Origin of the sequence: Corynebacterium sp. CCUG 69979, assembly GCF_024454095.1 — a bacterium.
GTDB classification, from domain to species: Bacteria; Actinomycetota; Actinomycetes; order Mycobacteriales; family Mycobacteriaceae; genus Corynebacterium; species Corynebacterium genitalium.
The window spans coordinates 83,834-99,783 of sequence record NZ_JAGPZA010000005.1; the positions used below are offsets into that span (position 1 = coordinate 83,834).

Sequence of the window (15,950 nt, forward strand, 5' to 3'; positions counted from 1 at the left end):
GGACTAGTGGCCGCCGCAGCCTCCAGAGCCGCATGCGCAAGCGCCGCCACCGCAGCCGCCGCCGGTGGCCATCATGACGGAGCCGGATAGGACACCGGTGCCGGCGATGACGGTGTTGCGCTCGGGCAGCGTGTCCGCGTTGGGGAGGACCACATCGAAGGGGAACGCGCCGTCGACAGAGACGTGGATGAACTGCTCTCCGGTGAGCATGTTGGTGCGGTACTCGGATTCCAGCACGCGGGCAGAGAACTGGGCACCTGCATCCGGGCTGGCCGGGACTCCCGTGGAGACGATCTCTGCGCCCTTCGAGGTGATGGTTCCCATCACCCCGCCGGTCTCGGACAGGTAGTGATCAACACTGTCGTACCGTGCCACGTCCATCCCGAGGATGGTGAAGCCCATTTCCTGCCAGGTGAGGGTGGATTCGTCGACAAGCAGCGGGCCCTGGGCGATGTTGGCCGTGACGGAGGTGAGCACCGTGCCGGTGGGATCGATGATCTCGCAGAACCCGACGACATCCGTGACCATGGTGACGTTCGCGTACGTGCGGGCGGTGGAGTCGAAGCCGGCGAATGTTGCGAACGGCTCGACTGCCAGGATGTTCAGCTGCGCTCCGGAGATGTCGGCGAACTGGATGAGCTGGCCCCCGCGGACCTCGCCGGTAACGGCAAGCTGATTCGAGGCGATCGCCGCCTCCACCGCGTCCTGCCATCGCGCATAGTTCATGCCGATGCTGGAAAGATCCGTGCTGATCGCTTGAGTCATGTCTCCAGATCCTACAACTGCCGTCAAAGAATCCCGCATACGGAGGGAACAAGCTGGATGGCTGGGTTGTTGAGGTAGAAAACTACTGTGCAACAATAAGGACTCAATGACCACTTCTTCGCACGCAAGTTCTCAACCCAGCCATGACGAGCTGCTCGCCCAGGCTTTCCGCCACAATGCGCCGCAACCGACCGATCGGGGCCGCGACGAGGCCCATGAGCCGTCTGTCGGCACGCTGGACTTGGCCGAACGCAATGCTTTTCGGCGTGTCACCCGCGAGACCGAAATCCGCTCCGAAGAGCACAAGGATGTCTACGAGGTTGAGTACCGAAAGCTCCAGCTGGAGCAGGTCATCCTCGTCGGCGTGTGGACGGAAGGGACGACGGCCGAAGTCGAGGCAAGCATGACCGAGCTCGCGGCTCTGGCTGAAACCGCCGGCGCTGAAGTGGTGGAGATGATCTACCAAAAGCGCGACAAGCCGGACCCGGGCACCTACGTCGGTTCCGGAAAGGTGAGCGAACTACGTGACATTGTGCACGCCACCGGCGCCGACACCGTCGTGTGCGATGGTGGTCTCTCGCCGGGCCAGTTGGTGGCGCTTGAGGAAGCCCTGAAGATCAAAGTCATCGACCGCACCATGCTCATTCTGGATATCTTCGCCCAGCACGCGAAGTCCAAAGAGGGTAAAGCGCAAGTGTCCTTGGCGCAGATGGAATACCTCTACACCCGTACCCGTGGTTGGGGTGGCAACCTGTCGCGTCAGGCTGGCGGCCGGGCAGGCTCCAACGGTGGTGTGGGTCTGCGTGGTCCTGGTGAGACGCGTATTGAGGCCGACCGTCGCCGTCTGCGCACTGACATGGCTAAGCTACGCCGCGACCTTTCCGGGATGAAGACCGCCCGCGACATCAAGCGCGCTCAGCGCCAGCGCTCGACGCTGCCGAAGATCGCCATCGCCGGGTATACGAACGCCGGCAAGTCCTCGCTAATCAACGCGATGACCGACGCTGGGGTGCTCGTCGAAGACGCACTGTTTGCCACCCTGGATCCCTCCACGCGACGCGCCGAGCTTGCCGACGGCCGCACCGTCGTCCTGACCGACACTGTCGGCTTCGTCCGCCACCTGCCCACGCAGCTTGTCGAGGCGTTCAAGTCCACCCTGGAAGAGGTGGTCGGCGCTGACCTCATGCTCCACGTTGTCGACGGCTCCGACCCGTTCCCGTTGAAGCAGATCAAGGCTGTCAACGATGTCCTGGCGGAGATCACCCGGGACACGGGCGAGGAGATTCCGCCGGAGATCATCGTGGTGAACAAGATCGACGAAGCAAACCCCGTCGTGCTTGCCGAGCTACGCCACGCGTTCGCGGATTCGAAGCACAATGTCGTCTTCGTCTCCGCCGTGACCGGCGAGGGGATTGACGAGCTTGAGGGCCGGATCGAGATGTTCTTGAACACTCTCGATGCCCACGTGAAGCTGCTCGTCCCGTTCACCCGCGGCGATGTTGTCTCACGCGTCCATGAGGAGGGCACTGTGCGCAGCGAGGCGTACAACGAAGAGGGCACGCTTATCGACGTCCGCCTGCCCCGCGTCCTCGCCGAGCAGTACGCAGAATTCGTCGTAGCGTAGAACCGAGTTAGTGGTCTGGGTCGGTTCGGACTACGTCGATGCCGTGTTCAGACAGCTTCTGCACCACCTCATCCGAAGCGTCCGCGTCAGTGATGAGCACGTCGATGCTGTCGAGCGGGGCGTAACTGACTACCGCTTCCTGGCCGAACCGTGCGGAGTTGCAAAGAACCACGACCTTCTCAGCGTTGGTCACCATTGCCGACTTCACTGCGGCTTGTTGGGCATCATCCGTAGACAGGCCGTGGTTGACGGTGAGAGCGCCGGCATCGATTACGGCGGCGTTTGCCTGCATCAACGCAAGCGTACGCAAGGTCGTGTCACCAGCGGTGGACTGTGCCGCGTAGCTCACCGAGCCGCCCAGGAGCTGAACATTTGTACCGGCTGTGCTGGATAATTCCAGAGCGACAGGAATGGAGTGCGTGACAAAAGACAACGCCGCTGCGCTACCGGTGCCGCCTGCTGTCACTGCCGCTGCGAACGATTGGGCCATATGCACGGCCATTGCACCGGAATCAACGAACACGACGCCATCGTTTGGCAGGTGCGCCAAAGCTGCTCGAGCGATAGAGGAGCTCGCCCGAGAGGCCGATTGCGAGCGCGGGTCAGCAGACTCCACATGCCCGTGGGAGGCGGTGAGCTGGCATCGCGCTTCGGCGTTCATGGGTCTTCCTTACCTGCTCAAAGGGAACATCGTCTAGAGCTTACGGAACACGGAGACAACGAGTCCCATGATTTCAGCATCATCCCCCTTGATCGGGGCGAAGGCTTCGTTGTGGGGGAGAAGCCACACACCGGAGGAATCCCTGTGGAACTCCTTCACCGTTGCTTCCCCCTCAATAAGCGCCGCGACGAACTGACCTTCCTCCGCTACCGGCTGGGTACGCACGGCAACCCAATCGCCGTCGAGGATGCCCGCGTCGCGCATGGACTCACCCACGACTTGGAGCAGGTAGAGATCACCGTCGCCGACGAGTTCTTCCGGCAGAGGGAAGTAGCTGTCAACGTTCTCTTCAGCGAGAATCGGGTTGCCTGCAGCAATCTGCCCGACGACGGGGATGTAGCGCGGCGGTGCCGCATCGTCTGGTTTCGGATCAGCCTTGCGCTTCTTCCGGCCATTCTCCGGCAGGTGACGCAGATCAACGGCGCGGGGCTTGTTCGGGTCGCGGCGAAGAAAGCCCTTCTTCTCCAATTCCTTGAGCTGGTAGGCCACAGACGACGTCGACTGAAGGCCGGCGGCATCGCCGATCTCCCGAATGCTCGGCGGGTAGCCGCGGAGCACCACCGCATCCTGAATGACTTCAAGAATGCGGCGCTGCCTCTCTGTCAGGGTCTTAATGTCCGGTTTCTTGTCTGCGCTCTGGGGCATGTTCCTGTTCTCCTCTGATCGGTTGTCCTCGGTGCCTTGTTCCTATCGGTGTGGCGAGAAACTCGGCGCTGGAATTCCTCACCAATGTTCGACGACACGCGGCACCGTTCGGTTCCCTTGTGTCCACTTTTACCATGCGTAGGCAAATTTGTTCGATATTTCTTGACCACGTCTAGACAAACTCTACGGCCCTTGCTATAAATCGAACACAGGAACTATCGAACATTTTAGCGATCATTGCAATCGAACATGTCCGGTGCGGTTCGTAGAATCAAATCCGAACCAAGAAAGGAAGAATGATGACTATCTCTCTCGCCCGCCCTAACAGTGCTAATACTACCGATAACCTCCGTTCTGCTGAGGTTGAGCCAGCGGATGTTTGGGACCTTGACCGTGCACCGGTGATTCGTTCCTCGCACCGTCATGTTCGAACACTCGATGAGCATAATCGAATGAATGAATCACCCCTGCGAGCGCGCCCAGAGGATCCGGACAGCCCGAACACCCCTCTCGAAACTCGCCGCGAGAAGCGCGCGGCCACGCTTATGGGTGCACTGCTCGGCCTCGGTCTCGTTGCGGGTTCTATCTTCGGCGGCGCGTTCTCTTTCGAGGACGACGGTTTCGCCCCGGAGCAGGTGAACGAGTCTGCGAATCTCCAGAACGCCGTTGCAACAGTGAACTACCGCTAAGGATTTCTCTGGGGGGAGTAGAGTTTGAGGGGTGCACTGCCCCTTTTGCCAGAACGATAGCTCTCGGGTTTCTGACTCGCGCCTAGTCGATGCAGGATCGGCCATTCGGCGCCGACGCGAATGCACCGTGTGCGGTGGTCGTTTCACTACGGTCGAGAAAGCTGTCCTGACCGTGGTCAAGCGCAACGGAGTCAGCGAACCCTTCGACCGTGACAAGCTCATTGTCGGCGTACGCCGCGCGTGCCAGGGACGCGATGTCTCCGATGACGCTTTGAAGCGCCTCGCCCAAGAGGTGGAAGAGATCGTCCGCGCGCAGGGAAGCTCGCAGATTCCGTCGAACGAAATCGGCCTTGCCATCCTCGAGCCGCTGCGCGCACTCGACGAGGTCGCCTACCTGCGCTTCGCGTCCGTGTACAAGTCCTTCGAAAGCGCCGACGACTTCGAATCCGAGATCAGGCTCATGCGCCGCAAAGACCGCGGCATGGAAGGCATTTAGAGCTTATCCACCATCTTCTCGATCCGCCTCGGGCTTACCGGTTTCGCCGTACCGAGCCGTTGAGCGAATAAGCTCACACGCAGCTCTTGGATCCGCCACAGAATGTCCTTGACTGCCCGGGATTTACGGGCCGCCTGCGGTAGCCGGGCCAGTTTGGCATCGAGGTACTTCTTCACGTCGTCGACTACCGATTGGCGGTCTGCATCGCGGTCGGGGTCGCGGTTCATCTCCTCGAGCCGAATCTGGATCGCCGACATGTACCGCGGAAGGTGTTGAAGATTCTCCATCCCGTGCACTGTGATGGCGTTCTTCGGTAGAAGGAAGTTCATCTGCTGGCGGATGTCATCGATAGCTGGGCCGTCCCAGTTCTGAAGTTCCGCCGCAGTGTTGATGTATTCGACCACACCACCGGCGACGCCGACGACCGTGCGCCGAACCATGCCGGCCACCTCGGGCTTGACCTTGTTCAGTAGCGCATCGAATTCTGCAGGTGTACGCACGGGTCCACCGTGGGCGAACATGAGATCGCGGATCGCGGCGACGCGCGCATCTTCGACCAGCCCAGCGGCACCACCGTGCGGATACTTATCGACGGCCACACGCTGCCGCAACGGCAGGCCTTTCACCATCTGGGAGACCGAGACGTCGATTTGGCGCATGAGCATTGCCAACGTCGCCGTCACCATGGATTGATCAGCAGCGGCCTTTGTCGGGAACACCTTCACACGTACGCCGTCATTGGTCGCCTCCAAGGCGGGGAAAGCATCGACGTTGTTGCCTTCGATCTTTGTTGTCACAGTTTCCGGCACATCACCAAGGGTGTCTTCCGTCCACTTCGTAACTGAGTCGGATTCAGCCTTCTTGGTCGCCTTTGCTACAGACGAGGTGATTTGGCCGGCGCGGCGCTTCTTCAGCGCGGCCAGCGACGTGTCGTGGTCGGTGATCTTCCCTTTACGGTCGATGGAGGCAAAGGTGATCTTCAGGTGAGGCGGCAACGCTTCGGGCCGGAAATCGGATGCGTTAATGCCGTGCCCTCCGAGGGAGCGCAACACCTCGGCGAGCTGCTCGTTCAACGGAGATTCGTAAGGAACGAGCTTGTCTAGGGCGCGCGCGGCAAACTCTGGTGCAGGAACGACTGTCTTGCGCAACGCCTTTGGTAGGGAGCGGATGAGCTCTGTGACTAGTTCTTCGCGCAAACCGGGCACGAGCCAGTCGAATTCGCGCTCCTCCAGACCCGCTAACAGGGGAACAGGGACAAGGACGGTGACGCCGTCAAAGGGGTCGCCCGGTTCGAACTTGTATTGCAGGTCGTAGTCAATGCTTCCCTGGCGGATCTTGTCGGGGAAGGCGTCTTCGCTGGTGTCAGCGTCGGAATCGTCGATAAGTGCGCTCGGGTCGAAGTCGAGGAATGCGGCGTCCTCACGCTTTTTCTTCTTCCACCATGCGTCGAAGTGGCGGCCGGTCCCAATGTTGTCCGGCAGGCGCTCGTCGTAAAAGTCGAACAACGCCTCCTCGTCGACAACGAGACCGCGGCGGCGCACCTTCTCCTCGACTTCGGCGGCCTCTTCGAGGAGCTTGGCGTTGCGTTTGAGAAAGGCGTGGTGGGCGTTCCATTCGCCGTCGATAAGCGCGTGCCTGATGAACATGGTGCGCGCAGCATCCATGTCCACGCGGTGGTACGGCACCAGGCGATCAGCGACAACCATGACTCCGTAGAGCATGGACTTCTGGTGCACCATCGGTGCGGCCCGCTTGATGGACCAGATCGGCTCGGAATAGTTGTGCTTGAGCAGGCCGCCGGCGACTTTCTCCACCCAAGCGGGATCGATAGAGGCGACGTCACGCGCCCACAGACGAGACGTTTCGACGAGTTCGGCAGCCATCACGAACTCCGGCGGCTTCTTCGCCAGCACCGAACCGGGGAAGATCATGAAGCGTGTGCCGCGTGCTCCCTTGAACTCCTTCGAATTGCCGTCGCGGGCACCGATATTGGACAACAGGCCGGTGAGCAAGGCCTGGTGGATGGACTTGGGGTCGCGGTCCCGCGAGTCATCGTGATCGTCCGTTGCGGTGGCGGTGCGGGCCCAGCCGAGCTGCCTCTCCGCCTCACGGAGCTGGCGCACAAGGTCGAACCACTCGCGGATGCGCATGTAGTGGAGGTACTCCTTCTTCATGCGCTTGCGGAAGGCGTTGCCGGACAGTTCATTCCGGGAGTCTTTGAGGTAATCCCACAAATTCAGCGCAGCGAGAAAGTCGGAGGTCTTGTCCTTGAAACGCGCGTGGGCCTGGTCGGCTTGCGCCTGGAACTCCAACGGACGTTCGCGGACATCCTGGATGGTCATGCTGGCGACAATGACAGTGACATCGTCCAGTACACCGAGGCGGTGTGCCTCCACCAGCATGCGGGCCATCCGCGGGTCGACAGGAATGCGCGCGATGTCGCGGCCGATGCCTGTGAGCACCGGCATGTCACGGTCTTCCTTATCGGTGATGGCGCCGAGCTCGTGGAGGAGCATCAGCCCGTCGCGCACAGCCTTCTTGTCCGGTGGCTGGACGAACGGGAACTCCGCGATGTCGCCCAAGCGCAGGTTCGTCATCTGGAGGATGACGCTGGCCAGGTTGGTGCGCAGAATCTCCGGGTCGGTGAATTCAGGGCGGGCGTTGAAATTGTCCTCCGAATAAAGGCGAATCGCGATACCGTCTGCGATGCGGCCGGAGCGGCCCGAGCGCTGGTTGGCGCTGGCTTGCGAGATCTCTTCGATGGGGAGGCGCTGCACCTTGGTGCGCGTAGAGTAGCGGGAGATGCGCGCGAGACCGGTGTCCACCACGTAGTGGATGCCGGGGACAGTCAGCGACGTCTCCGCGATGTTGGTGGCTAGCACAATGCGGCGCCCGGAGTGCGGGGAGAATACCCGGTGCTGTTCGGCGTTGGAGAGTCGACCGAACAGGGGAGTGACTTCCACACCGCGCCAGGGCTGCTTCTCAATGAGCTCCATTGCGTCACGGATGTCACGCTCGGAGGCGAAGAAGCAGAGGATATCGCCGTCACCTTCCGCCATGAGCTCCTTCAAGGCTTCAATCAGCCCGTCGAGCATATCTGTATCGACGACCTTCGTGCCGCCGTCTTTCGTGGGCACCTCCGTCTCAAGCGGACGGTAGCGGATCTCCACTGGGTAGGTGCGCCCCGAGACTTCAATGATGGGCGCCGGGTTACCGTCACTGTCGGCGAAGTGCTCCGCGAACGACTCTGGGTCGATGGTGGCGGAGGTAATGATGATCTTCAGGTCCGGCCGGTACGGCAAAAGCCGCTTGAGGTAGCCCAACAAGAAGTCGATGTTGAGGGAGCGCTCGTGGGCCTCATCGATGATGATCGTGTCGTAGGCATTCAGGTAGCGGTCCCGCTGCATCTCGGCGAGCAGGATGCCGTCCGTCATGAGCTTGACCGCGGTCGTGGCAGACACACGGTCATCGAAGCGGATGGCGTAGCCGACGGAGCGCCCAATGTCCTGGCCGAGTTCGTCTGCGATGCGCTCAGCGACAGTGCGCGCAGCGATTCGCCGCGGTTGGGTGTGGCCGATCAGCCCACGCCGGCCACGGCCCAGTTCAAGCAGCATCTTCGGGATCTGGGTAGTTTTACCAGATCCTGTTTCGCCCGCAATGACGACGACTTGGTTGTCCCGGATGAGGTTTTTGATGTCCTCGCGTCGGGCGGAGACAGGAAGCTGCTCCGGGTAGGTGATTCGCGGGACCAGAGCGTCAATCGCGGCGACCTTTGCAACTTCTTCTTCTAAGTCGGTGTGGATCGCGGCTAAAGCGTTCGGAGCCTTCGCCTTCTTCAGGCGCCTGTCAAAGCGGCGGACTTGGGCAATCGGCAGCTCGTCGAGACGCGCTTTGAGGGCGTCGCGGGTGATGGGCGGGGAAGACTCGGGGGTGCTCATAATCAACGGCTGATCTTACCCGCGCAGCAGGTAAAGGTAGAAGCTACTGAGAGTGAACAACCTGAGCGAACGGGACTAGACAGTGAGACCCAGCGGTTCGCCTTCGGCGACAGTGTTCTCGTAGGCCTTTGTAATCGCAGCGCCCAGCGCGGTGAACTCTGCGGCGCGGGTGGAGGAGGAACGGTAGACCAACCCCACGTTACGTTCTGCCGCCACGGCGGTATCGAACTCAGCCACTGTCACGCCGGGGCGGGAGCATTCGGCGGAGACTGCTGACACCGGCAGCAGTGTGGAACCGAAGCCGGCTGCGACGAGCTGAATGATCGTGGTTAGTGACGATGCCCGGGTGACGGACTCGGTGACCTCGGTCAGGCTGATCTTGGCCAGTCGGCAGAGGTCCATGATTTGGTCACGGAGACAGTGGCCGTCATCAAGCAGCAGCAGATCAAGGTCGTCGAGCACGCTGAGCTCGAGGTCGTGCTTGCCCGCCAACGGGTGGTCGTCTTTGACCGCTACCGCGAAGTTCTCGGTGTACAAAGGGATTTCGCTCAATCCGGCCACGTTGGAGGGGAACGCGATAAGAGCGACGTCGAGGCGCCCGTCGCGCAGCTGGTCCAGCAGCGTAGGGGTCGTTTCCTCCACGATCTTCGGGTTCAGTGCCGGGAAGCGTTCGTGAATAGTGCGCAGCAGCTCCGGCAGAATGTACGGCGCGATGGTGGGAATGATGCCGATTGCTAGCGACCCCGTCAGCATGCCCTGTGCACCGCGTGCCCGATGCACAAACGCATCGGCAGCCTCCAAGGTGGCTTTGGCGTAGGGGAGCAGCTCTTCGCCGCTGGGGGTGACAATGACTTTACGTGTGGAGCGCTCAATCAACTGGATCTCCAATCCCGACTCCAAGGCGACGAGCGCCTGGGACAGTGACGGCTGGGAGATATTCAGCTTGGCCGCGGCAGAGCCAAAGTGGCGGTTCTCCGCGATCGTGACAAACGTGCGCAGCTGCGCAAGCGTCGGACGATACTCCTTATTGTTCATACCTATTAGGCTACAACCGGCAATAGGTAGAAATGGCCTATTTGGGATTCTTGTTTTCCAGCCCTAAGGATGAAGGTCTCGGTAGGCGGCTTATACCTGCTTCATTTCCAGCGAACTCAAACGCACTTCACCGGCGGCGTCTGATGCGTCGAGGCCCACCGTGCCATGCAGCTGGAAAGCATTGTCGCCTTCTGGGTCTTTGAGAATCTGCACGACTTCCCACATTCGGGTGTCGTCGCCGGAGACGCTGAAGTATGACGGGCCGCGGGCATCGTTGTCCAGTTCCACGTCCTCGTACTCGTCAAAGTAATCGTCCATGAGTGCCGGCCAGTCAGGCTGGTCCGCAAAGTCCATATAATCGAGCATCTCCTCGAGCTGTTTCTCCTTCTCGTAGGCGAAGAGCTCAACCAAGCGGAAGAAATAATTGCGCACCATGATGGTGAACGCGCGGCGGTTCGCCGTCAGCGCTGTCGGGTCCTCCACGCCGAAGGCCAGCTCTCGTTCCAGGTCGGATTGAGAGATCGGGGTGGTCTCGTCGGTCATGTGGGCCCATTCGTCGATCAGCGAGGAGTCGACCTGGCGGATGAGCTCACCGAGCCACACGATGATGTCGTCCAGCCGCTGTGTCATGTACGCCTCTGGAATGGAGTGTGACAGCGTGCGCCACGCGTCGGTGAGGTAGCGCAGCACCACGCCTTCGCTGCGGGCGAGACCGTAAGTCGCGATGACATCGGAGAAGGTCATCGCATGCTCAATCATGTCGCGCACGACCGACTTGGGGCGCAGCTCGAACTCCTTGGCCCACGGGTTTCCCTGAACGAAGGTCTCGTAGGCGTCTTCCAGCTCCTCGCGCAGCGGCTGCGGGTAGGTGACGTCTTCGATGAGCGCCATGCGTTCTGTGTAGTCCACACCGTCAGCCTTGAGCGCCGCGATCTCTTCACCACGAGCCGCCGACTGCTGGGCCTGGAGAAGCTGACGCGGATCATCCAGGATCGCCTCGAACGCGGAGATGACATCCAGGTCGTACGTCTCGCTCTCCGGGTCAAGCAGGGTGAGAAAAGCCAGAGCGAAGGGGGACAGCGGCTGGTTGAGCGCGAAATCGCGGTCAAGCTCCGCCGTCAACGTGTACGGGCGGAACGCGGGCGAGTCCGGGGTACGTTCCACCACACCGGCGTTGATCAAGCCACGGAACAGGTCAAGGGCGGTGAGAATATCGCGGTTCTGCTTTGCACGGGTGTCGTGGTTGGTGCGCAGCAGATGCTTCATGTGCTCATACCCGTCGCCTGGGCGGGCGACCACGTTGAGCAACATCGAATTGGACACCGTGAACTGGCTCTGCAGCTCTTCCGGCTCTGCCTCGGTCAGCCGCAAATACGTTTTTTCTGACCACGACACTTCACCGTCGCGCGCGGACTTTTTGCGGATCTTCTTCAGCTTCTTCGGATCGTCGCCGGCCTTGCGGCGCAGCTTGACGTTCTCGATCTCGTGCTCGGGCGCTTCGACGATCACCGTTCCTTCTGTGTCGTAGCCAGCGCGTCCCGCACGTCCCGCAATCTGGTGGAATTCGCGGGATTTCACGATGCGCTGCCGGGTGCCGTCATACTTCGCCAGCCCCGTCATGAGCACCGTGCGGATCGGGACGTTGATGCCCACCCCGAGCGTGTCCGTGCCGCAGATGACCTTCAGCAGACCAGTCTGCGACAGTCGCTCGACCAGACGCCGGTACTTCGGCAGCATCCCAGCGTGGTGGATGCCGATGCCGCGGCGCAGCAGCTTTGACAGCGTCTTGCCGAAGGTCGTCGTGAAGCGGAAGTCTCCGATCGCTTCAGCGATCGCGTCCTTCTCGTCGCGCGTGAGCATGTCGCTTATCGACGTCAGAGCCTGCGCCCGTTCTGTCGCCTCCCGCTGCGAGAAATGCACCACGTAGATCGGCGCTTTCCCGTCTTCGAGCAACTCCTCAATCGTCTCGTGAACGGGGGTGAACACGTAGTGGAAATCCAGCGGGACCGGGCGCTGCGAACCACCAACGAAGGTCGTCTCACGGCCGGTGCGGCGAGTGAGGTCCTCCTCCAGCCAGGCCGTGTCGCCGAGGGTGGCGGACATGAGCAGAAATTGTGCTTTCGGAAGCTCCAACAGCGGCACCTGCCACGCCCAGCCGCGCTCTGGGTCCGAGTAGTAGTGGAACTCGTCCATAACCACCTGGCGGATGTCGGAGTTCTTTCCCTCGCGCAAGGCGATGTTGGCGACGATTTCCGCAGTGGCCGCAATGATGGGTGCATTGCCGTTCACGGTGGCATCGCCTGTCATCATGCCGACGTTCTCCGGGCCGAAGATCTCGCACAGCGCGAAGAACTTCTCACTCACCAGCGCTTTGATCGGAGCGGTGTAGAAGCTACGCTGGCCGCGGGCCATGGCGATGAAATGGGCGGCGTTGGCCACCATGGATTTTCCTGACCCGGTGGGGGTAGCCAGAATGACATTGTCTCCGGCCAGAATGGCCACAGAGGCCTCCTCCTGCGCCGGATAAAGGGAGATGCCACGGTCGGTGGTCCAGCGGATGAAGGTGTCCCAGACGGCGTCGTCGAAAAGCGACTGCGGGACGTCACTCAGATCCGCAAGGCTGTCACCGAGCGTGGCGTCACTCATCGTCGTCGGTGAGATCGATCTGGTCGTTGTCCTGCCACATGCCGGACTCACCCGACTGGCCGGTCTGGTCTGACTGGCCAGAGCCAATGCCCTTGTTCAGGCCGCGATCCCTGTCGTCGATAGCGGCGAGGAAGTTCTCAAACGCCTCACCGATCTCGTCGCCGGACGGCATCTGAGCTTCACCCGGCATCATCTTCTGCGGGTTCTTGTCGCGGTAGGACGCCATCTCAGAGTCGTAATGCTGCTCGAGCTGGGAGACCACTTGCGCGATTTCCTCCGACTCGTTCGTCTGCTCCGCCAGCTGCTGCTGGACGCGCGCGATGTCCTGCTCGATGGAGCGCAGCGGGAACTGCAGCTTGGACGTGTCAGACACCGACTGCAGGAGCTGGTAGACAGCCTGTGGGTACGGGGAGGCTGCGACATAGTGCGGCACGTGGGCGGTGTAGCCAGCGACCCGGCGACCGCGGTTGTGCAGCTCACGCTCAATCATCACAGCGGCAGCACCCGGCATGGAGACCATCCCGTCGTAGGTGAACATCGGGCCGACCAAATCGCGGTCATTGCCGTGCGCCGAGACAACCAGGGGACGCGTGTGCGGCGCACCCATCGGAGCGGCGTACAGGCAGATTGTCTTGTCCACGTTGAACCGGTCTGCGAGATCTGCAACCGCCTTGGAGAATGCCTCCCATCGCAGGTCCGGCTCTGGGCCGGAGAGCAGCAGGAAGGATTCTCCCTTGGCATCGCGCATGACGCGGATGTCCAAGTCGATTTCTTCGATGTCGGTGATTTCGTGCTCGCTCATCGTGATCATGGGGCGACGGGAGCGGTAATCGATGAGCTCGTCGTTATTGAATGTCGCCACCGTGCGGGAATCCAGTGCCGCCTTGAGGTGCCCGGCGGCACCTTCGACTGCGTGCCCCGCGTCAGCGTAACCCTGCATGGCCACAATGAGAGTCGGGCCAGAGGAGGTGCCGTCGACAGCTGGAGCGGGGTACTCCAATTCGTACATTTTCCTCTCGTTCGAGGTCATGTCGCATCCTCCTTTACCTATGCGCACTTTCGTGTGAGCTTGTTAGCGTTCGACAATAATCACAACAATGTCGGTTCAGTTAAATTCCCACTCTAGATCCGATTGCCTCTCGGGTGTGGACTGCGTCGGCGATTGTCAGTGAATTGCAGAAACTGTCAGGCCGCAGCCAGCCTCACACGGTTGCGCACTGCAGTGCGCGACGGGCAGGGAACCGTATTGGGGGTTTGGGAAGACTAACAAGGGCATGACGCATTCTTCAGATCACCACCATCAAGCGACAGTAGACAACCCTTCAACCATCATTGCGACGGTGCCCGGCACCCTGGGCTACTACCCGCACGAATCAGTCGTCGTCATCGGGCTCATCGCCAGCGAGGACACCGACAGTGTGTATCTCGGCCCCGTTCTGCGCGCAGACCTTGGCCGCGTGCGCGAACTGACTGCCTATCTGGGCAGCGCGCCCGTGGACACGTGCATTGCGTTCCTGGGCATTTTGGTCACGCGCGTGCCGGGGTCCGGTGTGGCGCTTAACGCCGTCGAAGAATTGGAGAAGTTGGAGCGCACCAACGGCGAGCCGCTTATCGACGTGTTGTGGCACGTCTCCGAAATCGCCCACGGCACCCCGTACTCTATGGTTTTCGGGCCCGAGCCTGCCGAGTTGGGCATGTTCTGGTCCGAGCTGGCCTGGGAGCATGGGGTCGTGGGCTCTGTCATGGCATCGCCCGCAATGGAAGCAATGCGTGCCAACGGCACACTGCCCGCCTTAGATCGCAACGACACTTTTTCCTACTTCGAGCCTGTCGTCCCGTCCGGCGCGGAAGAGCACCGCATCACCTCGCTGACCCAGCAGGCGCTTGCGCGTTCTGCTCAACTCCGGGTGGAACTTGCCCGGGGCAGCTCCCGCCCAGCGAGCGTTGTGCATCAGGCGTGCACAGCTTTGATCAATTCCCCAGCGCAGCCCATCATCGGGGCCGACGAGCCGCTCAGCATCGCCGAAGCTGTTCCGGATCAGAACTGTCTTGCTGCTCTCGCTACCGTTCTCGCGCGTCCCACGCTGCGCGATTGCGTCATCGGGGAGGCGGTCCGCCACCCACAGGAATCCGCCAGTGCGCTCCTCGCCGTCGCGCGGTCCTTCCGGGGCGTCATCCGAGCAAACGCATTGAGCATCTGGGCGCTCGTGGCCATCTCCCGGGGTGTGTCGTCGTGGGCATCAGCGGCACTGCATTGCGCTCAAGAGGAAATGCCCGAGCACTCCATGTCCGCGATTTGCCTGGAAGTGTTGGCGCTGGGGGAGCAGAAGAAGCTGGTCACTACCATCCTCGAAGGGTGCGAGCTCGCCTGCGAGAAGCTGCTCGGCCCAGCGGATCCGCCAATGAGGAAAAGCGCTTAACCCCTTGCCTGGGTGAATTCCCACGCGTCGGTGACAATGCGGTCCAGTTGTGTGCGGGTGGGGTTCCAACCGAGTTCGTCTTTCGCGCGCTGCGAGGAGGCGATCAGGGTGGCTGGGTCGCCTGCGCGACGCGGAGCTACTTCGGCGGGGATGTCGTGCCCGGTCACGCTGCGGCAAGTCTCAATGACCTCTTTCACGGAGTAGCCGTCGCCAGAACCGAGGTTGAAGATCTTGTGGGTGCCCGGTGTGTTCGCCTCCAAGGCGAGCATGTGCGCGTCCGCCAAATCGCGGATGTGGATGTAGTCGCGCACGCACGTGCCGTCCGCAGTAGGCCAATCGTCACCGAAAATGAGAATCTTCTCGCGCTTTCCTTGAGCCACCTGCAGCACCAACGGAATCAAGTGAGTCTCCGTGGCGTGGCGTTCACCGTAGCCCGCGTAGGCTCCAGCGACATTGAAGTAGCGCAGGCTGGTCGCACCGAGCCCGAACGCCGCAGCGTAGGAACTCATTGCGTAGTCGATGGCCAGCTTCGACGCGCCGTACGGGTTTGTCGGTGCCGTGGGCATGTCCTCGGTGATCGGCACGTGCTCCGGTTCACCGTAGGTCGCCGCGGTGGAGGAGAATACCAGCGAGTTCACATTGTGGTCGCGCATCGCGTTGAGCAGCGCCAGAGAGGTGACAAAGTTGTCGCGCCAGTACTCATCCGGTTTTTCCACGGACTCACCCACCAGGGACCGTGCCGCGAAGTGGAGCACACCATCGACGGGGCCGCCGCTGCGGTCGCTCAGCACATCGTCGATCACATCGGTGATGGTGCCTTCCACCAAGGTGGCTTCCGGGACGACTGCGTCGCGGTTACCCGTGGAGAAATCGTCGATGATGGTCACATCATGGCCAGCTTCTACAAGCACCTTCGAACAGACGCTGCCGACGTATCCAGCGCCGCCGGTGACTACGAGACGAGCCATTGA

12 protein-coding genes are annotated in these 15,950 nt (G+C 61.4%); 4 read left to right on the forward strand and 8 right to left on the reverse strand.

All coding sequences use genetic code 11. The annotated features are described in order from the left end of the window. Positions 1 to 3: 3 nt before the first annotated feature. Complete coding sequence (locus tag KBX18_RS04820; protein ID WP_255995067.1) at positions 4 to 753, reverse strand: hypothetical protein; 750 nt, start codon at positions 751 to 753, stop codon at positions 4 to 6. A 118-nt stretch (positions 754 to 871) separates the two neighbouring features. Here KBX18_RS04820 and hflX point away from each other — a divergent pair, with 118 nt between their 5' ends. Continuing rightward, the gene (gene hflX / locus KBX18_RS04825; protein WP_255995037.1) at positions 872 to 2,389 is read left to right on the forward strand and encodes a GTPase HflX; all 1,518 of its coding nucleotides are present in this window, start codon (positions 872 to 874) and stop codon (positions 2,387 to 2,389) included. A 7-nt stretch (positions 2,390 to 2,396) separates the two neighbouring features. Here the strand turns inward: hflX and KBX18_RS04830 are convergent, their stop codons facing one another. Beyond that, positions 2,397 to 3,050 (reverse strand): DeoR/GlpR family DNA-binding transcription regulator, encoded by a 654-nt coding sequence (locus KBX18_RS04830; RefSeq protein ID WP_255995038.1) that lies wholly within the window; start codon positions 3,048 to 3,050, stop codon positions 2,397 to 2,399. A gap of 33 nt (positions 3,051 to 3,083) precedes the next feature. Continuing rightward, positions 3,084 to 3,755, reverse strand: coding sequence for a transcriptional repressor LexA (lexA, locus tag KBX18_RS04835; protein ID WP_255995039.1), 672 nt, complete (start codon positions 3,753 to 3,755; stop codon positions 3,084 to 3,086). Positions 3,756 to 4,207: 452 nt separating this feature from the next. On the opposite strand from lexA, the gene KBX18_RS04840 reads away from it, so the two are divergent. Then, positions 4,208 to 4,444, forward strand: coding sequence for a hypothetical protein (locus KBX18_RS04840; RefSeq protein WP_255995040.1), 237 nt, complete (start codon positions 4,208 to 4,210; stop codon positions 4,442 to 4,444). A 31-nt stretch (positions 4,445 to 4,475) separates the two neighbouring features. Beyond that, complete coding sequence (gene nrdR / locus KBX18_RS04845; protein ID WP_255995041.1) at positions 4,476 to 4,940, forward strand: transcriptional regulator NrdR; 465 nt, start codon at positions 4,476 to 4,478, stop codon at positions 4,938 to 4,940. Here the strand turns inward: nrdR and hrpA are convergent. The 4 genes from hrpA to KBX18_RS04865 form a co-directional block, all read right to left on the reverse strand. After that, entirely contained in the window at positions 4,937 to 8,878 is a 3,942-nt protein-coding gene (gene hrpA / locus KBX18_RS04850) for an ATP-dependent RNA helicase HrpA (RefSeq protein ID WP_255995042.1), read from the reverse strand. The genes nrdR and hrpA overlap by 4 nt on opposite strands. 75 nt (positions 8,879 to 8,953) lie before the next feature. Continuing rightward, positions 8,954 to 9,913 carry a hydrogen peroxide-inducible genes activator gene (locus KBX18_RS04855; RefSeq protein ID WP_255995043.1) on the reverse strand — a complete coding sequence of 320 codons (960 nt, stop codon included), beginning with the start codon at positions 9,911 to 9,913 and terminating at the stop codon, positions 8,954 to 8,956. A gap of 90 nt (positions 9,914 to 10,003) precedes the next feature. Next, positions 10,004 to 12,559, reverse strand: a complete 2,556-nt coding sequence (locus KBX18_RS04860) for an RNA helicase (protein ID WP_255995044.1) — start codon at positions 12,557 to 12,559, stop codon at positions 10,004 to 10,006. Next, complete coding sequence (locus KBX18_RS04865) at positions 12,552 to 13,589, reverse strand: PAC2 family protein (RefSeq protein WP_255995045.1); 1,038 nt, start codon at positions 13,587 to 13,589, stop codon at positions 12,552 to 12,554. Before KBX18_RS04865 ends, KBX18_RS04860 begins: the two co-directional genes overlap by 8 nt. Positions 13,590 to 13,833: 244 nt before the next feature. On the opposite strand from KBX18_RS04865, the gene KBX18_RS04870 reads away from it, so the two are divergent. Continuing rightward, positions 13,834 to 14,979 (forward strand): DUF4192 domain-containing protein, encoded by a 1,146-nt coding sequence (locus tag KBX18_RS04870; protein WP_255995046.1) that lies wholly within the window; start codon positions 13,834 to 13,836, stop codon positions 14,977 to 14,979. On the opposite strand, the gene galE is transcribed toward KBX18_RS04870, so the two are convergent. Beyond that, positions 14,976 to 15,947, reverse strand: a complete 972-nt coding sequence (gene galE, locus KBX18_RS04875) for a UDP-glucose 4-epimerase GalE (protein WP_255995047.1) — start codon at positions 15,945 to 15,947, stop codon at positions 14,976 to 14,978. The genes KBX18_RS04870 and galE overlap by 4 nt on opposite strands. Between the last annotated feature and the right edge of the window lie 3 nt (positions 15,948 to 15,950).